This is a genomic window from Brevundimonas sp. TWP2-3-4b1 (assembly GCF_049897665.1).
Taxonomy (GTDB): Bacteria; Pseudomonadota; Alphaproteobacteria; order Caulobacterales; family Caulobacteraceae; genus Brevundimonas; species Brevundimonas subvibrioides_B.
The window spans coordinates 1-13,381 of sequence record NZ_JAFCWQ010000011.1 but is presented as its reverse complement, the minus strand read 5'-3'; the positions used below and the strand labels follow the sequence as shown (position 1 = coordinate 13,381).

Genomic DNA, 13,381 nt, shown 5'->3' with positions numbered 1-13,381 from the left:
AATCACCGGAACACCGGACCATGTCGCAGCACGCCCCCACGTTCGGCATCATCGGCACGGGCGGTTTCGCGCGCGAAGTCCTGCCCGTCGCCCGCGCCTTTCTCAGACATCGTCCTGAGCTGAAGATCGAGCCCGGCCGGGTTGTCTTCGTCGACCGCCACGGCGGGGAGCCCGTCAACGCGGCGCCGGTTCTCTCCGAGGCGGAGTTTCTGGCCCTCGACGGCAACCGTTATTTCGCCCTCGCGATCGCCGACGGCGCCATGCGCCAGACCATCGCCGAACGGCTGGAGGCGGCGGGATGCCTGCCCCTGTCGATCCAGGCGGACAATGTCCTGCTCTCCGAGGACCTCGACTGCGGCTCCGGTGCGGTGTTCCAGCCCTTCAGCATGGTGACGGCCGACGCCCGGATAGGGCGCCAGTTCCAGTGCAACATCTACGCCTATGTCGCCCATGACTGCGTGATCGGAGACTATGTCACCTTCGCGCCCCGGGTCAGTCTGAACGGCAATGTCTTGGTCGAGGATCACGTCTATGTCGGCACAGGCGCGGTGATCCGTCAGGGGACGCCCGACAAGCCGCTGGTGCTGGGGCGCGGCTGCGTCATCGGCATGGGGGCGGTGGTGACGAAGGATGTAGCGCCGGGCGTCACCGTCATCGGCAATCCCGCCCGCCCGCTGGAGGCGAAATGACTGCTTCTGTCTTCTTCATTGCCGAGGCCGGAGTGAACCATAACGGGGACCTCGGCCTGGCTCTGCGGCTGGTCGAGATCGCGCACCGCGCCGGGGCCGACGCGGTCAAGTTCCAGACGTTCACGACCGAAAAGGTGATCGCCGTCGACGCCCCCCTGGCCGAATACCAGAAGGCCAATGCCGGGGCGCCGTCGGCCGTCGAGATGCTGAAGGGGTTCGAGCTGCCCCACGCCGATTTCGCCCGCATCGCCGACCACTGCCGCGTCCTCGGCATAGAGTTCATGTCCTCGCCCTTCGACCTCGACAGCGCCGCCTTCCTGGCCGGGATCGGGATGACGAAGTTCAAACTGGCGTCCGGCGAGATCACCAACGAACCCTTCGTGCGCGGCGTGGCCCGGCTGGCGGCCGACCACGGCGGATCGGTCATCCTGTCCACCGGCATGAGCACCCTGGACGAGGTGGCCGAGGCGGTCGGCTGGATCGAGGCGGGCGGCAATCCGCCCCTGACCATCCTGCACTGCGTTTCCAACTATCCGGCCCCCGCGAAGGACGCGAACCTGCGGGCCATGGATGCTTTGGGAGAAGCTTTCGGACGGCCGATCGGCTGGTCGGATCATACGCTCGGCGACGCCGTCTCCCTGGCCGCCGTGGCGCGCGGGGCGACGGTGGTGGAGAAGCATTTCACCCTCGACAACGACCTGGCCGGTCCCGACCACGCCATGTCGATGGACCCGAACGGCCTCGCCCGCCTGATCGCCGGTATCCGCACCGTCGAGGCCTCGCTTGGCGACGGCGTCAAACGCCCGGTGGAGGCCGAGCGCGAGATCATGACTGTCGCCCGCCGCAGTCTGTTCGCGGCGCGGGACATCGCGGCGGGGGCGGTGATTGCTGCCGACGACCTGATCGCGCTGCGGCCGGGGGACGGGATTTCGGCGGCGAAGCAGAGGGATGTGGTGGGGAAGACGGCCACGCGGCGTATCGCTGCCGGGACCAGGCTCAAGCCGACAGATCTGACCTAGAGCCTGATCGTTTGAGACGGAAGCGCTGCGCGCTTCTGTCGAAAGCGTGAATCAGGCCCTCGCTGCTCTAGAGCTGGCTTTCTACCTCCCCATAAAGGGGAGAGAGACAGGGTCAGTGCCCGCCTGCCGGATAGGGCGCCGTCACTCTGATGGCGAACATGCCCGGCAGGGCCTCGCCCAGACCCGCGAGGATGAACTGGATCGCCAGGGCGCACAGGATCAGGCCCAGAACCCGCACGATGATGGCCATGCCGACGTCGCCCAGCACCCGGCTGATCGGTCCGGTGGCGGCGAAGGTGATGAAGGTGGCGAGGGCCGCCGCGCCGATGGCCAGAAGCCCCGCAATGGTGCCGGCGTAGCCCAGCTTGGTCGCCTCGCCGGCCTGGATGATGATGGTCGAGATGGCGCCCGGTCCGATCAGCAGCGGAATGGCGAAGGGGACGATCAGTCGCTTGAACCGGCGACTGGCGTAGCCGCGCACGTCCTGGGCATCGGTCAGGGCGTCCTTGTCGGCGAACATGGTCAGGAAGTCGCCGCGCGTCATGTCCAGACCCAGCAGCAGCAACAGGATGCCGCCCGCGATCCGGAACGCCGCCAGCGAGATGCCGAAGAATTGCAGCAGCCACAGGCCGGTGAAGAAGAAGAAGACCAGGAAGGCGGCGATGAACAGGCAGATCAGGGCCGATACCGACAACCGCTGGCGGGCGCTGGCGCCGGCCGTGGCGGCGGCGAAGATGGGGATGTTGCCGATGGGATCGACCAGGGCGAACAGGGCCACGAACAGGTTGACCCCCAGATCGAGCGCGTCCATTGCCTTTTTCCTAGCCTACATCATTGAACGCCGGTCCGCCGACGCACCCCTGTGCGCCGGGTCTAGCCGGTCACGCGGAGCCCGTCGATGACCTCGCCTCTCCTGTCCGACCCGCGCCTGATCGTAGGGCTGGACCTGCCGTCCATCGAAGCGGCCCGTGAATTGGTCCAGCGGATCGGCAACGGGGTCGAGAGCTACAAGGTCGGGCTGACCCTTCTGGCTCGTCCCGGCGGCGTCGCCTTCGCCCACGAACTGCGCGCCATGGGCAAGACGGTGTTCCAGGACTGGAAGCTGCATGACATCGGGGCCCAGGTGGAGGGGGCGGCGCGCTCGGTCGCCGAGGGCGGCTGCGACCTGCTGACCGTCCATGCCGAACCGCAGGTGATGCGGGCGGCCGTCAAGGGGCGGGGCGCCCAGGCCACGAAAATCCTCGCCGTCACCGTCATGACCAGCCTGTCGGATGAGGACCTGCAGGAGATCGGCTATTCGGCCAGGGCCGCCGACCTGGTCGAGGCGCGGGTGCGTCAGGCTCTGGACTGCGGCGTTGACGGGGTGGTCTCCAGCCCCCTGGAGGCCGCCCGGGTGCGCGAGATCGCCATCGAGGCCGGGCGTCCGGACTTCCTGATCGTGACCCCCGGCGTGCGCCCGGCCGGCGGCGACCTGGGCGACCAGCAGAGGGTGGCGACGCCCGCCGACGCGCTCCGGGCTGGAGCGACCCATCTGGTGGTGGCGCGACCGGTGATCGCGGCCGAGAACCCGGTAATGGCGGCGGCCCGGATCGCCGCCGAGATGGACGCCGTCCGCTAGGTATTCAGTCCCGAGGTCCAGTGGACCGGGTCCGAGGTGAAGCGAGTGGCCGGCGCTGTCCGATCCGGACCGGGCGGGGTGCGGCGGTCCGTGCCGGCGACGGCGCTGACGTCAGGGAGCCTTGACCATAGGGTAGCCGTCCCGTTCGCCTGGGCTCTGTCGCGGATCCAGCAGCACCCCCGACACGGTCGCGGCCAGGATCCGCGGCGCAAACGGCAGTCGGGCGAGCTTGCCCAGTACATGGTCGCGGACCCAGGGCAGGGCCTGGCCGTCGGCCTGATAAAAGGGGGTGAAGCCCATCGACAGCCCCTGATACAGCCGCACATGCCAGCGACGGATGCGGGCGTAGGCCAGCAACGCCTCGTCCAGCTCGGCGTGGGTCGCCAGCGCCTTGGACAGGGTGATGGCGTCCAGCAATCCCATGTTCACCCCTTGCCCGAGCTGCGGGCTGGTCGAATGGGCGGCGTCGCCGACGACGGCGAGCCGGTCGGCGACAGGCAGGGGCAGGGTGTGGTGGCCGTAGCGGGCGAGGGTCAGGGACTCGGGATCGGGAATGGTTTCCAGCAGGCCGGCGACCTCGGGCCACAGGCCGCGCACCTCGGCCTTCCACCGCTCCATCCCGGCGCGCAGCCAATAGTCGTGGTCGGCGGGCTTCAGGCTCCAGAAGAAGGTGGCGAGCCGGTCGGGACTGTCGGGGCGGGCGCCGACGGGCAGGATTCCGATTATGCGCGAGGCGCCCCGATAGACCTGTTCCAGGGCCGTGGCGTCGAACGGATCGCCGGGCCAGGGCACGGTGGCCCACAGGGCGCCCCAAGCCAGTTCATGGCGGCGACTGCCCTGCCGGACCAGCAGGTCGCGGGCGATGGGCGAGCGGGCTCCCGCCGCGTCGACGACCAGGTCGAACTGCGGGCCGGTCCTGCCGCTGGCGTCGGTCAGGCGGCCGTCGGCGGCGGCGGCGATGTCCCGGCGGGTCTCGAACGCGACGCCCCCGGCCAGGCAGGCGTCGTAAAGGACCTGGAAGATGGCGTCGCGGTGGACGCCCAGGGCGTTGACGCCGCCGGGGCGGGGCGACCTCAGGTCGGCGTAGCTGACGTCGAGGACGAGGCGGCGACGACGCGCCTCGCGGCCAAAGATGTGTTCGAGGGGCTGGCCGAGCGCTTCGACCCTGTCCGTCAGGCCGAGGCGGTCGAGCACATGCAGGCCGGTCGGCTGGAGCATGAAGCCGGCGCCGATCGGGCGCGGTTCGTCGAACCGTTCGTGGACCACGACGCGCCGACCCTGACGCGCCAGCATGAGGGCGAGGGCCAGGCCGGTCGGTCCGGCGCCGATGACGGCGACGGTCCCGGGCACCTTAGTTGGGGACCAGTTCGATCAGGTCGAGGTTGGACTCGTTCTGGGGCCAGGGGAGAACGAGGCGCCAGCGGGCCTCGCCGATCCGCTCCAGCACGGCGACGATGTCGCGGTCCGGGCGCTGGCCATAGGAGTTGGCGGGCGGCTCGGCGGCGAGGGCGATCGAGCCCAGCATGACCATCTTGCGGGCGTCCTCGGGGAACAGCAGGCCGGAGGGGCGCTGGGAGCCGGTGGTCTTGGAGAATTTCAGGCCGCGCGGCGTCTGTTCGATGCGGCAGTCGAACCAGCCGTAGACGACGAAGCCGAGGCCGGTCTCTCCGCCCTGGGAGCCCAGTTTGATGGTGCGGCAGCGGTAGTCGCCGGGCGGGGGCGCGACGCTGTTGCGCGCCGCGTCCCTCTCGATCAGGTCTCCCAGCGAGGAGAGATCGCCCGAACCGGGCTGGCGGCGAGCCTGCTCCAGCGCCAGGCGCCAGGCGGCGTCCCTGCGGGCATAGCGGTCGCGGTCGATGGCGGTGATGATGCTGCGCCAGTCCCGCAGGACAGGGGCGCCGGGCCCCGAGGGCGGTGGAGGGGGAGGGGGCGGCGTACTCGCGCAGGCCGCCAGAATTAGTGTCGTCGTAAGGGCGAGGATGCGCATCGCCGCAAGGGGCCTCACGCCTTGGCTGACGTCAAGCCGTCAGACGATCATCACCGTGCCGAGCAGCAGGTGGCAGCCCCGGCGGCCCATGATGATGTTGGTCGCCGATTGCAGCTGGGCGGCCAGGCGTTCGACGTTCGGTACGCCGCCGGGCAGCAGGGTGTTGGCCTCGCGCTGGACCAGGATGTTGAACACCGCCCGCATGCGTGGCTGTGACTGTTCAGCGCGCAGTTTCAGGGCGGCGTCAGGGGCGTCGACCCCGGTCTCTACCGTCATCACGCCCCGGCGGCCGTCGGCGCGCATCGTGCTGGCGGTGACGGTGGGATAGCGGACATAGCCGCCGGTCGATCCGCCTCCGCCGCCGCCGGACGCGAGGGCAGGGGTGGCGGCGAGGGCGAGCGGGGCGACGAGAAGGGCGCGACGTTTCATGCGCCCCTTGTGACATGGAGGCGGTTAAGGGCGGGTTTGCGTATTTCTCCCTCCCCTTCATGGGGAGGGTGGCTGAGCGAAGCGAAGTCGGGTGGGGCGGCAAGGCAAACCTCACGGGCCTGCATCCCCATCGCACGGTCCTCCCCACCGCGTCGTTGCGCGAAAATCCTTCCCCGGGGTGGGAGGGAGATTTCGTCTAAGCCGCCGCCTCGACCCGCGCGGGCTCCATCGGCTTCAGATCCAGCAGGGCGAACAGCCGGGCGTCCTCGTCCTGTTCCGGGTTGGGCGTCGTCAGCAGCTTGCCGCCGACGAAGATGGAGTTCGCGCCGGCGAGGAAGCAGAGCGCCTGCATCTCCGGGCTCATGGTCTCGCGTCCGGCCGACAGGCGGACCATGGCGCGGGGGCAAACCAGGCGGGCGACGGCGACCGTGCGCACGAACTCGATCGGATCGATCTCGCCCTCTTTCAGGACCCGCTCCCCCAGGGGCGTGCCAGTGACCGGCACCAGGGCGTTGACCGGCAGGCTGTCAGGATGCGCCGGCAACGTCGCTAGGGCGTGGAGCAGACTTGCGCGGTCCCGCCGGCTCTCGCCCATGCCCACGATGCCGCCGCAGCAGGTCGACATCCCGGCGTCTCGGACGTGCTCCAGGGTGTCGAGACGATCCTGATAGGTCCGGGTCGTCACGACCTCGGCGTAGTATTCCGGCCCCGTGTCGAGGTTGTGGTTGTAGTAGTCGAGCCCGGCCGCTTTCAGCTGCTTCGCCTGATCGGCGGTGAGCATCCCGAGCGTCGCGCAGGTTTCCAGACCGAGCGCCTTCACGCCCGAGATCATGGCGGCGAGTTTCGGCGTGTCGCGATCCTTCAGCTCGCGCCAGGCCGCGCCCATGCAGAAGCGTGACGCGCCGCCCGCCTTCGCGGCCATGGCCTCGGCGAGGACGGCGGTCGTGTCCATCAGCTTTTCGGCCTTCAGGCCCGTGTCGAAGCTGGCCGATTGCGAGCAGTAGCCGCAGTTCTCGGCGCAGCCGCCGGTCTTGATCGACAGCAGTTGCGACTTCTGGACCTCCGACGGATCGAACCAGCGGCGATGAAGGGTCGCGGCTTCGAACACCAGTTCCATAAACGGACGGGCGAACAGGGCCTCGACTTCGGCCAGGGTCCAGTCTTGGCGGGGGGTGCTGAGATCGGTCATGGCGGGGTGGTGACTCAGTCGGCGATCGGACGCAAGGGCGTCAGTTCTCCAGGATCAGTTCGCCGCGCTTGAGATCGATGATCACTGTCTCGAACAGGCCCAGCACGTCTGTGCCCAGCAAGGCCGCCGGGCGATCGGACAGGCCCCACAGGTCGAATGTGTGGAAGTCGCCGACGAGGACGGGGACATAATCGAGGCCGATGCCCGCGAAATGCAGGTTGCGCAACTGCATCGGGCGGGCCTCCACACTCAGCCCCGTGGGGGAGAAGAGCGTCCGGCTCGTCGAGCCGTCGTCGAGAACGATCGGCGAGGCCCGCGCCGCGCGGGCGAAGGCGGTGTTGATAATGGTGACCTCGGCGCCGGTGTCGAGAATGGCCTTGGCCTGGGCCGTGCGGGAGCGAGCGTCGATCATCAGCAGGCCGCGCAGCCGCTCTTCGGCCGGGGTCTGGAAGCGGGCGGTCGGTCGGCGCGGATCGAGTATGCTGTCGTCGACGCGGCGCGATCGGCTGATCGCGGCCCGGGCCCCGCCACGGAAGTTCAGCAACAGCCGGTGCTCCGCCAGCAGGTCGCGCCCGATCAGGCCGTCGGCGCCGATTAGGCCTGTCCGGGGCGCGAGGGCGAACCGGACCGTCTCGGCGTTCAGGTCTCCGGAGCGGACGTTGCGTGCGCTGACCGTCTCGACGATCTCGCGCGCGATCAGGGTGTGCATCCCTATTGGTCCAGCAGACGGCAGGGCCAGCTGCGTCGCCAGGTCGTCGGCGATCACCGAGGCGTTGGCCGCGCTGTCGACAGCGAAGTCGAACGGCCCCCGGCCGTCGATAAAGACCGGGATCGACAGCCGCCCGCCCCGCAGGCGTTCGACGCTTTCGACGGACGAGACCGGGGGCGCGTCCTGCGCCCGGGCGAGGCCGGAAAGAAAAAGGGCGGGAGCGGCGGCGAGGAGGGCGCGGCGGAGGAGCGTCGCGTGACCTCTAGAGGTCCTCGTCATGGCGATAGATCCGCCCGTCGCGCATGACGAACCCTACCGACTTCAGCACGGTCACGTCGGTCAGCGGGTCCCCCTCGACCGCGATCAGGTCTGCGCGTTTGCCGGGCTCCAGCGTGCCGACCTCCGTCGACAGGCCCAGCAGGTCGGCGGCGTTGACGGTAGCGGCCTGGATCGCGGCCATGGGCGTCATGCCGTACTGGACCATCAGTTCGAACTCGTCAGCGTTGCGGCCGTGCAGGGATACGCCCGCATCGGTGCCGAAGGCGATGCGGACGCCGGCGGGATATGCGACCTGGAGCGACTGGCCGGTGATCGAGATACGCCACAGGATCTTGGGCAGGACCTCGGGCGGATAGGCATTGGGATCGGCGGCGAGGCGCGAGCGATAGCCGTTCACGGTCGAGAGCGTGGGCACATAATAGGCGCCGCTCTCGCGGAACAGCCGGATGGTGTTGTCGTCGAAAATGGTGCCGTGCTCGATGGAGTCTGCGCCGAGCCTCAGGGCCAGGTCGATGCCGTCAGCGCCGTGGGCGTGGACGGCGACCTTCTTGCCGTACAGGTGGGCCGTCTCGATCAGGGCGCGGGCCTCGTCCTCGAACATCTGCACCCCGAGGCCGGCGCCGATGCGGCTGTTCACCCCGGCGGTGGTGGCGATCTTGATGACGTCAGCGCCGCGCCCGACCTGGATGCGCACGGCCTCGCGGCAGCTTTCGACACCATTACAGACGTTCTCCTGATCGCCCATCATCTCGCGCACGTCGTCGGCGAGGCTGAGGCGGCCGTCCATATGGCCCGAAGTGGTCGAGATGGACTCGGCCGCGTCGATGATGCGCGGGCCGGCGATCTCGTGCCGGGCGGTGGCGTCGCGCAGGGCCAGGGTGACGCCGCCCGAGTCGCCGAGGTTCCGCACGGTGGTGAAGCCGGCCATCAATGTGTCGCGCGCGTTGCCGGCCGCCTCATAGGCGCGGGCGGGCAGGCTGTCGGTGAAGTTCGCCAGCAAGCCTTGTTGACCGGCGCGGTCGGAGGTCAGGTGCACATGGCTGTCGATCAGGCCGGGCAGGACGAACCGGTCGCGCAGGTCGACGACGGTCGCAGCCGGATAGGCCTCGACGCCGACGAAGCCGTCCCGGATCGCCTCGACCTTGCCGTCGCGGATGACGACGGTGGAGGCGCCGCGCGGCGCCTGCCCCGGACGATCCAGCAAATGGCCCGCCTGGACCAGGGTGACGGCGCCGGCGGCCGGAGCGGTGGTCCCGTCCTGGGCCGCCGCCACCGTTCCCGTCAGCAGGGCGAAAATGGCCCCCGCGATCACAGCCTTCATGAACGGACTCCCCTGTTTGATCGAGTTTAGGCATGTCGAGGCGACAAGGGGAATGGGCGGGGCCTATTCCTCCGCCGCTGGTGGAGAAATCGATCATATAAAGACATCCTTATATGATTCTTGCCCTATGTCCCTTCGCGGGCTATATGCGCGCGCAATCTTCGAACCCTGCCGCGCTCAAGGAGCCGCCTTCATGACCGACTATATCGTCCGCGACATCTCGCTCGCCCCCTTCGGCAACAAAGAGATCGCCATCGCCGAAACCGAGATGCCGGGCCTGATGGCGCTGCGCGAAGAGTTCGGCGAACAGCAGATCCTCAAGGGCGCCCGCATCGCCGGCAGCCTGCACATGACGATCCAGACCGCCGTGCTGATCCAGACGCTGGAAGCCCTGGGCGCCGACGTGCGCTGGGCCTCGTGCAACATCTTCTCGACCCAGGACCACGCCGCCGCCGCCATCGCCGCCAACGGCACCCCGGTGTTCGCCACCAAGGGCGAGACGCTGGAAGAATACTGGGACTATGCCCACAAGATCTTCGAATGGGCCGACGGCGGCTATCCCAACCTGATCCTCGACGACGGCGGCGACGCCACCCTGCTCTGCGTGCTCGGCCCCAAGGCCGAGAAGGACCTGTCCCTCCTGTCCGACCCGCAGAACGAGGAAGAGGAAGCCCTCTACAAGGTGATGAAGCGTTACATCGCCGAGAAGCCCGGCTTCTACTCCGCCATCCGCGACGCCATCGGCGGCGTGTCGGAAGAGACCACCACCGGCGTCCACCGACTGTACGAAATGGCCAAGAAGGGCGACCTGCCGTTCCCCGCCATCAACGTCAACGACAGCGTCACCAAGTCCAAGTTCGACAACCTGTACGGCTGCCGTGAATCGCTGGTCGATGCGATCCGTCGCGGCACCGACGTCATGCTGTCGGGCAAGGTCGCCGTGGTCTGCGGCTACGGCGACGTGGGCAAGGGCTCGGCCGCCTCGCTGCGCCAGGGCGGCGCCCGCGTGAAGGTGACGGAAGTCGATCCCATCTGCGCCCTGCAGGCCGCCATGGAAGGCTATGAGGTCGTCACCGTCGAGGACGTGGCCCATGAGGCCGACATCTTCGTCACCGCCACGGGCAACCTGGACGTCCTGACGGTCGATCACATGCGGGCGATGAAGAACAACGCCATCGTCTGTAACATCGGTCACTTCGATTCGGAGATTCAGGTCGCCGGCCTGAAGAACTTCAAGTGGGACGAGATCAAGCCGCAGGTCCACCACGTCGAGTTCCCGGACGGCAAGAAGATCATCCTGCTGTCGGAAGGCCGTCTGGTGAACCTCGGCAACGCCACGGGCCACCCCTCGTTCGTGATGTCGGCGTCCTTCACCAACCAGACCCTGGCCCAGATCGAACTTTGGACCAACATCAAGGCCTATGAGAACCAAGTCTACACCCTGCCCAAGCACCTCGACGAGAAGGTCGCCATGCTCCACCTGGCCAAGCTGGGCGCCAAGCTGACCGTGCTCAACAAGGAACAGGCCGCCTACATCGGCGTGCCGACCGAAGGCCCGTTCAAGCCGGAAGCCTACCGCTACTAGGAACGACAACGGGTCTCCTCCCCGTCGCGCAGCGGTGGGGAGGTGGCTCGAAGCGAAGCGGCGAGACGGAGGGGTTCTTTCCGCGCGCACGAAGAACCCCTCCGTCAGCTCGCGAAGAGCTCGCTGCCACCTCCCCATTCGCCAAGCGGCGAACGGGGAGGAGACGGTAGGTTTCTAGGCCGCCAGCGCGAGCACGTCCGGTCGTTCGCGGCCGGACAGGCTGGTTTCGAAGTCCGCGAGCAGGTCGAGCAGTTCCTCCGCCCCCGGCGCGGACTTGTCGCCGCTCATCCGGTAACGCCAGAAGCTGACGATGTGCTGGATGGCGCCCAGACGTTCGCCCAGCCGTGCGAACAGGATCGGCGCATCCCGCAGGAAGTCCCGGAAGGCGGTCGGCTTGCCCTCGAGCGTCAATCCCCGGAACGCGTCGTCATAGACCCGCAGCATGTCGGCCGTGGCCTCGCAGGTCAGATGGATGCGACGGCGGACCTGTTCCTTCGCGCGGTCGATCGCGGCGTGCTGCTCGGCGCCCACGCGGCCCCGGGGGCGGACGCGGCGAACGCTGTCCACCACCCAGCCGATGTCGCCGGTGATCGTCTGCAGCGCCCATTTGTAGTAGAGGAAGCCCTTCCAGCAGAAGACGCCCTCCTCATACTCCTCCGGCGCCAGCATCAAGGTCTGGCCGAGCGCGCTCATGTCTTCGCCGGCCGAGTTCGACATGATCTTGGCGGTCAGGCGCGCCACGGGATTGTCAGCCGCCAGATCAATGTCTGGTCCCAGGCTGAGGTCGACGAGCGGCGTGATCTCTCTGGCCACGAAGTCCGCCATCCGGATCAGGTCGGCTTCGGAAACGTTGAAGTAGCAGGGGGCCGGCATGTGGCCGTTGCGACGCAGCTGCTCGCGCAGCAGGAAGGGGTCCAGGCTCGGCAACTCGTCGATCAGCGACAGGATCCTGCGGTCCGGATGTGACGGCCGGATGCCGAACGACTGTTCCAGCATCCCGTCGAACCCGACCTGATCCACGAACAGATAGCGGCCGCCGGCTCGCAGGTCCGAACCGTCGATGGGCAGGATGATCTTGGTGGCGACGTATCGGCGCACCCGGAACTCGTCGATCTCGTTCCTGCGCAACCGGTGCTTGATGATCAGGCTGCGGTTCAGGGTCGGGTTCTGGAACAGGGGCGCCGCGCGCCAGCCATCGGTGCGACCGTGCTCATGACTGACCCGCAGCAGGTTGAGCACCCGCGCGGTCGACGCGGAGGCCCTCAGATTGTCCAGATTGCGGAACGTGCGGTCGGTCATTCAGGCTCCTGACCCCGCTACAGTCCAGGGCAAAGGTTAGGATCGCGCCGAGAAGCAGGGTTAGCCGAAGCTGAACAGCGGTAAGGAGTCGCGCCGTCGGTCGCTGGCGCAGGCGTCTGGAGAGGCCTAGGTTGGCCCCATGAACGTCTTCGACATCCTCGTCCTGATCGCCATCGGTGCGGTCGCCATCACCCTCGGGTTCGGCATCTATTCGCTGTATCGCGGCGGCGACTACGCCCGGTCCAACTCCAACAAGCTCATGCGGCTAAGGGTGGCGCTGCAGGCGACCGCCATCGTGCTGCTGATGACCGGTCTGTGGTGGAAATCCACGCACGGGGGCTGAGGGCGTGGTCGTCCTCAACAGGATCTACACCCGCACCGGCGACGGCGGCGACACGGGCCTGGCGTCCGGCGCCCGGGTGTCCAAGTCCGATCCCCGTGTCGAGGCCTACGGGACGGTTGACGAACTGAACGCCGTCCTCGGCGTCGCCCGGCTGCATTCTGGCCAGAATGACCGGATCGACGCCATGCTGGGCCGGATCCAGAACGAGTTGTTCGACCTCGGCGCCGACCTCGCCACCCCGCTCGATCCGCCGCCGAAATGGGAGGCCCTGCGCATCGTCCAGTCCCAGATCGACCGGCTGGAAGCCGAGATCGACTGGATGAACGAGAGCCTGAAGTCGCTCGACAGCTTTATCCTGCCGGGCGGCTCGCCCCTGTCGGCCCACCTGCATCTGGCCCGTACGGTGGCCCGCCGGGCCGAACGTGACGCCATCCGTCTGGCCGAGACCGGAACCCCGGTGACCCCCGAGGCGGTCCGCTATCTGAACCGTCTCTCCGACCACCTGTTCGTCGCCGCCCGCCGCGCCAATGCCAATGGCGCGGGCGACGTGAAATGGGTGCCGGGCGGGACCAGATAATCCTTTTCCTTCTCCCGGTGGGAGAAAGTGGCCGCGAAGCGGACGGATGAGGGTTCGGCCTCACCGGTAAGGCGCAACCCTCACCCTTTGGCGTTTCCAATCGCTTCGCTCCTGGACGCTCAAGCCCTCTCCCACAGGGAGAGGGAAGCATTGGGTTTCTCGCCCGACCGCGCTAAACCGCCCGCCAATCAAGAACAGTCAGACTTCAGGGAACTCCCCATGCGCGACATCAACCATTTCATCGACGGCGCGTCCTTCACCGGCGCCTCGGGCCGGTTCGCCGATGTGTTCAATCCCAACACCGGCGAGGTCCAGGCCCGGGTGCAGCTGGCCTCGG

The 13,381-nt window shown here is 68.1% G+C and carries 15 protein-coding genes; 7 read left to right on the top strand and 8 right to left on the bottom strand.

Features of this window, described 5'->3' with window-relative positions; all coding sequences use genetic code 11:
* Nucleotides 1-20: 20 nt before the first annotated feature.
* Nucleotides 21-689, top strand: a complete 669-nt coding sequence (locus ACP7A5_RS10040) for an acetyltransferase (protein WP_426041790.1) — start codon at nucleotides 21-23, stop codon at nucleotides 687-689.
* Complete coding sequence (neuB, locus tag ACP7A5_RS10035) at nucleotides 686-1,708, top strand: N-acetylneuraminate synthase (protein ID WP_426041789.1); 1,023 nt, start codon at nucleotides 686-688, stop codon at nucleotides 1,706-1,708. The genes ACP7A5_RS10040 and neuB overlap by 4 nt, the downstream gene beginning before the upstream one ends.
* Nucleotides 1,709-1,820: 112 nt before the next feature.
* Here neuB and ACP7A5_RS10030 read toward each other — a convergent pair whose 3' ends face one another.
* Nucleotides 1,821-2,519, bottom strand: a complete 699-nt coding sequence (locus ACP7A5_RS10030) for a MarC family protein (RefSeq protein WP_426041788.1) — start codon at nucleotides 2,517-2,519, stop codon at nucleotides 1,821-1,823.
* Between the two features lie 87 nt (nucleotides 2,520-2,606).
* Here ACP7A5_RS10030 and pyrF point away from each other — a divergent pair, with 87 nt between their 5' ends.
* Nucleotides 2,607-3,326: an orotidine-5'-phosphate decarboxylase gene (gene pyrF / locus ACP7A5_RS10025; RefSeq protein WP_426041787.1), complete on the top strand. Its 720-nt coding sequence runs from the start codon at nucleotides 2,607-2,609 to the stop codon at nucleotides 3,324-3,326.
* A 111-nt stretch (nucleotides 3,327-3,437) separates the two neighbouring features.
* On the opposite strand, the gene ACP7A5_RS10020 is transcribed toward pyrF, so the two are convergent.
* The 6 genes from ACP7A5_RS10020 to ACP7A5_RS09995 all read right to left on the bottom strand — a co-directional run bounded on the left by ACP7A5_RS10020 (nucleotide 3,438) and on the right by ACP7A5_RS09995 (nucleotide 9,240).
* Nucleotides 3,438-4,676, bottom strand: coding sequence for an FAD-dependent oxidoreductase (locus ACP7A5_RS10020; protein ID WP_426041786.1), 1,239 nt, complete (start codon nucleotides 4,674-4,676; stop codon nucleotides 3,438-3,440).
* A 1-nt stretch (nucleotide 4,677) separates the two neighbouring features.
* Entirely contained in the window at nucleotides 4,678-5,313 is a 636-nt protein-coding gene (locus tag ACP7A5_RS10015; protein WP_426041785.1) for a DUF4893 domain-containing protein, read from the bottom strand.
* A 39-nt stretch (nucleotides 5,314-5,352) separates the two neighbouring features.
* Nucleotides 5,353-5,742: a Tat pathway signal protein gene (locus ACP7A5_RS10010; RefSeq protein ID WP_426041784.1), complete on the bottom strand. Its 390-nt coding sequence runs from the start codon at nucleotides 5,740-5,742 to the stop codon at nucleotides 5,353-5,355.
* 196 nt (nucleotides 5,743-5,938) lie between these two features.
* Entirely contained in the window at nucleotides 5,939-6,931 is a 993-nt protein-coding gene (gene bioB, locus ACP7A5_RS10005) for a biotin synthase BioB (protein WP_426041783.1), read from the bottom strand.
* Between the two features lie 40 nt (nucleotides 6,932-6,971).
* Nucleotides 6,972-7,919 carry an aspartyl protease family protein gene (locus ACP7A5_RS10000; RefSeq protein ID WP_426041782.1) on the bottom strand — a complete coding sequence of 316 codons (948 nt, stop codon included), beginning with the start codon at nucleotides 7,917-7,919 and terminating at the stop codon, nucleotides 6,972-6,974.
* Nucleotides 7,903-9,240 (bottom strand): amidohydrolase family protein, encoded by a 1,338-nt coding sequence (locus ACP7A5_RS09995; protein WP_426041781.1) that lies wholly within the window; start codon nucleotides 9,238-9,240, stop codon nucleotides 7,903-7,905. Before ACP7A5_RS09995 ends, ACP7A5_RS10000 begins: the two co-directional genes overlap by 17 nt.
* Before the next feature lie 193 nt (nucleotides 9,241-9,433).
* Here ACP7A5_RS09995 and ahcY point away from each other — a divergent pair, with 193 nt between their 5' ends.
* Nucleotides 9,434-10,825, top strand: a complete 1,392-nt coding sequence (gene ahcY / locus ACP7A5_RS09990) for an adenosylhomocysteinase (RefSeq protein ID WP_426041780.1) — start codon at nucleotides 9,434-9,436, stop codon at nucleotides 10,823-10,825.
* Between the two features lie 174 nt (nucleotides 10,826-10,999).
* On the opposite strand, the gene ACP7A5_RS09985 is transcribed toward ahcY, so the two are convergent.
* Nucleotides 11,000-12,124 carry a hypothetical protein gene (locus tag ACP7A5_RS09985; RefSeq protein ID WP_426041779.1) on the bottom strand — a complete coding sequence of 375 codons (1,125 nt, stop codon included), beginning with the start codon at nucleotides 12,122-12,124 and terminating at the stop codon, nucleotides 11,000-11,002.
* Between the two features lie 139 nt (nucleotides 12,125-12,263).
* On the opposite strand from ACP7A5_RS09985, the gene ACP7A5_RS09980 reads away from it, so the two are divergent.
* The 3 genes from ACP7A5_RS09980 to ACP7A5_RS09970 form a co-directional block, all read left to right on the top strand.
* Nucleotides 12,264-12,467: a twin transmembrane helix small protein gene (locus ACP7A5_RS09980; RefSeq protein ID WP_425991169.1), complete on the top strand. Its 204-nt coding sequence runs from the start codon at nucleotides 12,264-12,266 to the stop codon at nucleotides 12,465-12,467.
* A 4-nt stretch (nucleotides 12,468-12,471) separates the two neighbouring features.
* On the top strand, nucleotides 12,472-13,044 hold the full coding sequence (locus tag ACP7A5_RS09975; RefSeq protein ID WP_426041778.1) for a cob(I)yrinic acid a,c-diamide adenosyltransferase: 573 nt from the start codon (nucleotides 12,472-12,474) through the stop codon (nucleotides 13,042-13,044).
* Nucleotides 13,045-13,263: 219 nt separating this feature from the next.
* Nucleotides 13,264-13,381, top strand: a 118-nt coding sequence (locus ACP7A5_RS09970; RefSeq protein WP_426039459.1) for a hypothetical protein, incomplete at its 3' end; no start/stop codon positions are given.

Excerpts from the sequence above, each read along its gene's own strand:
- ACP7A5_RS09980 (WP_425991169.1), top strand. The coding sequence starts at position 12,264 with ATGAACGTCTTCGACATCCTCGTCCTGATCGCCATCGGTGCGGTCGCC.
- neuB (WP_426041789.1), top strand. The coding sequence starts at position 686 with ATGACTGCTTCTGTCTTCTTCATTGCCGAGGCCGGAGTGAACCATAAC.
- ACP7A5_RS09995 (WP_426041781.1), bottom strand. The coding sequence starts at position 9,240 with ATGAAGGCTGTGATCGCGGGGGCCATTTTCGCCCTGCTGACGGGAACG.
- ACP7A5_RS10015 (WP_426041785.1), bottom strand. The coding sequence starts at position 5,313 with ATGCGCATCCTCGCCCTTACGACGACACTAATTCTGGCGGCCTGCGCG.
- ACP7A5_RS10010 (WP_426041784.1), bottom strand. The coding sequence starts at position 5,742 with ATGAAACGTCGCGCCCTTCTCGTCGCCCCGCTCGCCCTCGCCGCCACC.
- ahcY (WP_426041780.1), top strand. The coding sequence starts at position 9,434 with ATGACCGACTATATCGTCCGCGACATCTCGCTCGCCCCCTTCGGCAAC.
- ACP7A5_RS10000 (WP_426041782.1), bottom strand. The coding sequence starts at position 7,919 with ATGACGAGGACCTCTAGAGGTCACGCGACGCTCCTCCGCCGCGCCCTC.
- ACP7A5_RS10030 (WP_426041788.1), bottom strand. The coding sequence starts at position 2,519 with ATGGACGCGCTCGATCTGGGGGTCAACCTGTTCGTGGCCCTGTTCGCC.
- bioB (WP_426041783.1), bottom strand. The coding sequence starts at position 6,931 with ATGACCGATCTCAGCACCCCCCGCCAAGACTGGACCCTGGCCGAAGTC.
- pyrF (WP_426041787.1), top strand. The coding sequence starts at position 2,607 with ATGACCTCGCCTCTCCTGTCCGACCCGCGCCTGATCGTAGGGCTGGAC.
- ACP7A5_RS10040 (WP_426041790.1), top strand. The coding sequence starts at position 21 with ATGTCGCAGCACGCCCCCACGTTCGGCATCATCGGCACGGGCGGTTTC.
- ACP7A5_RS09985 (WP_426041779.1), bottom strand. The coding sequence starts at position 12,124 with ATGACCGACCGCACGTTCCGCAATCTGGACAATCTGAGGGCCTCCGCG.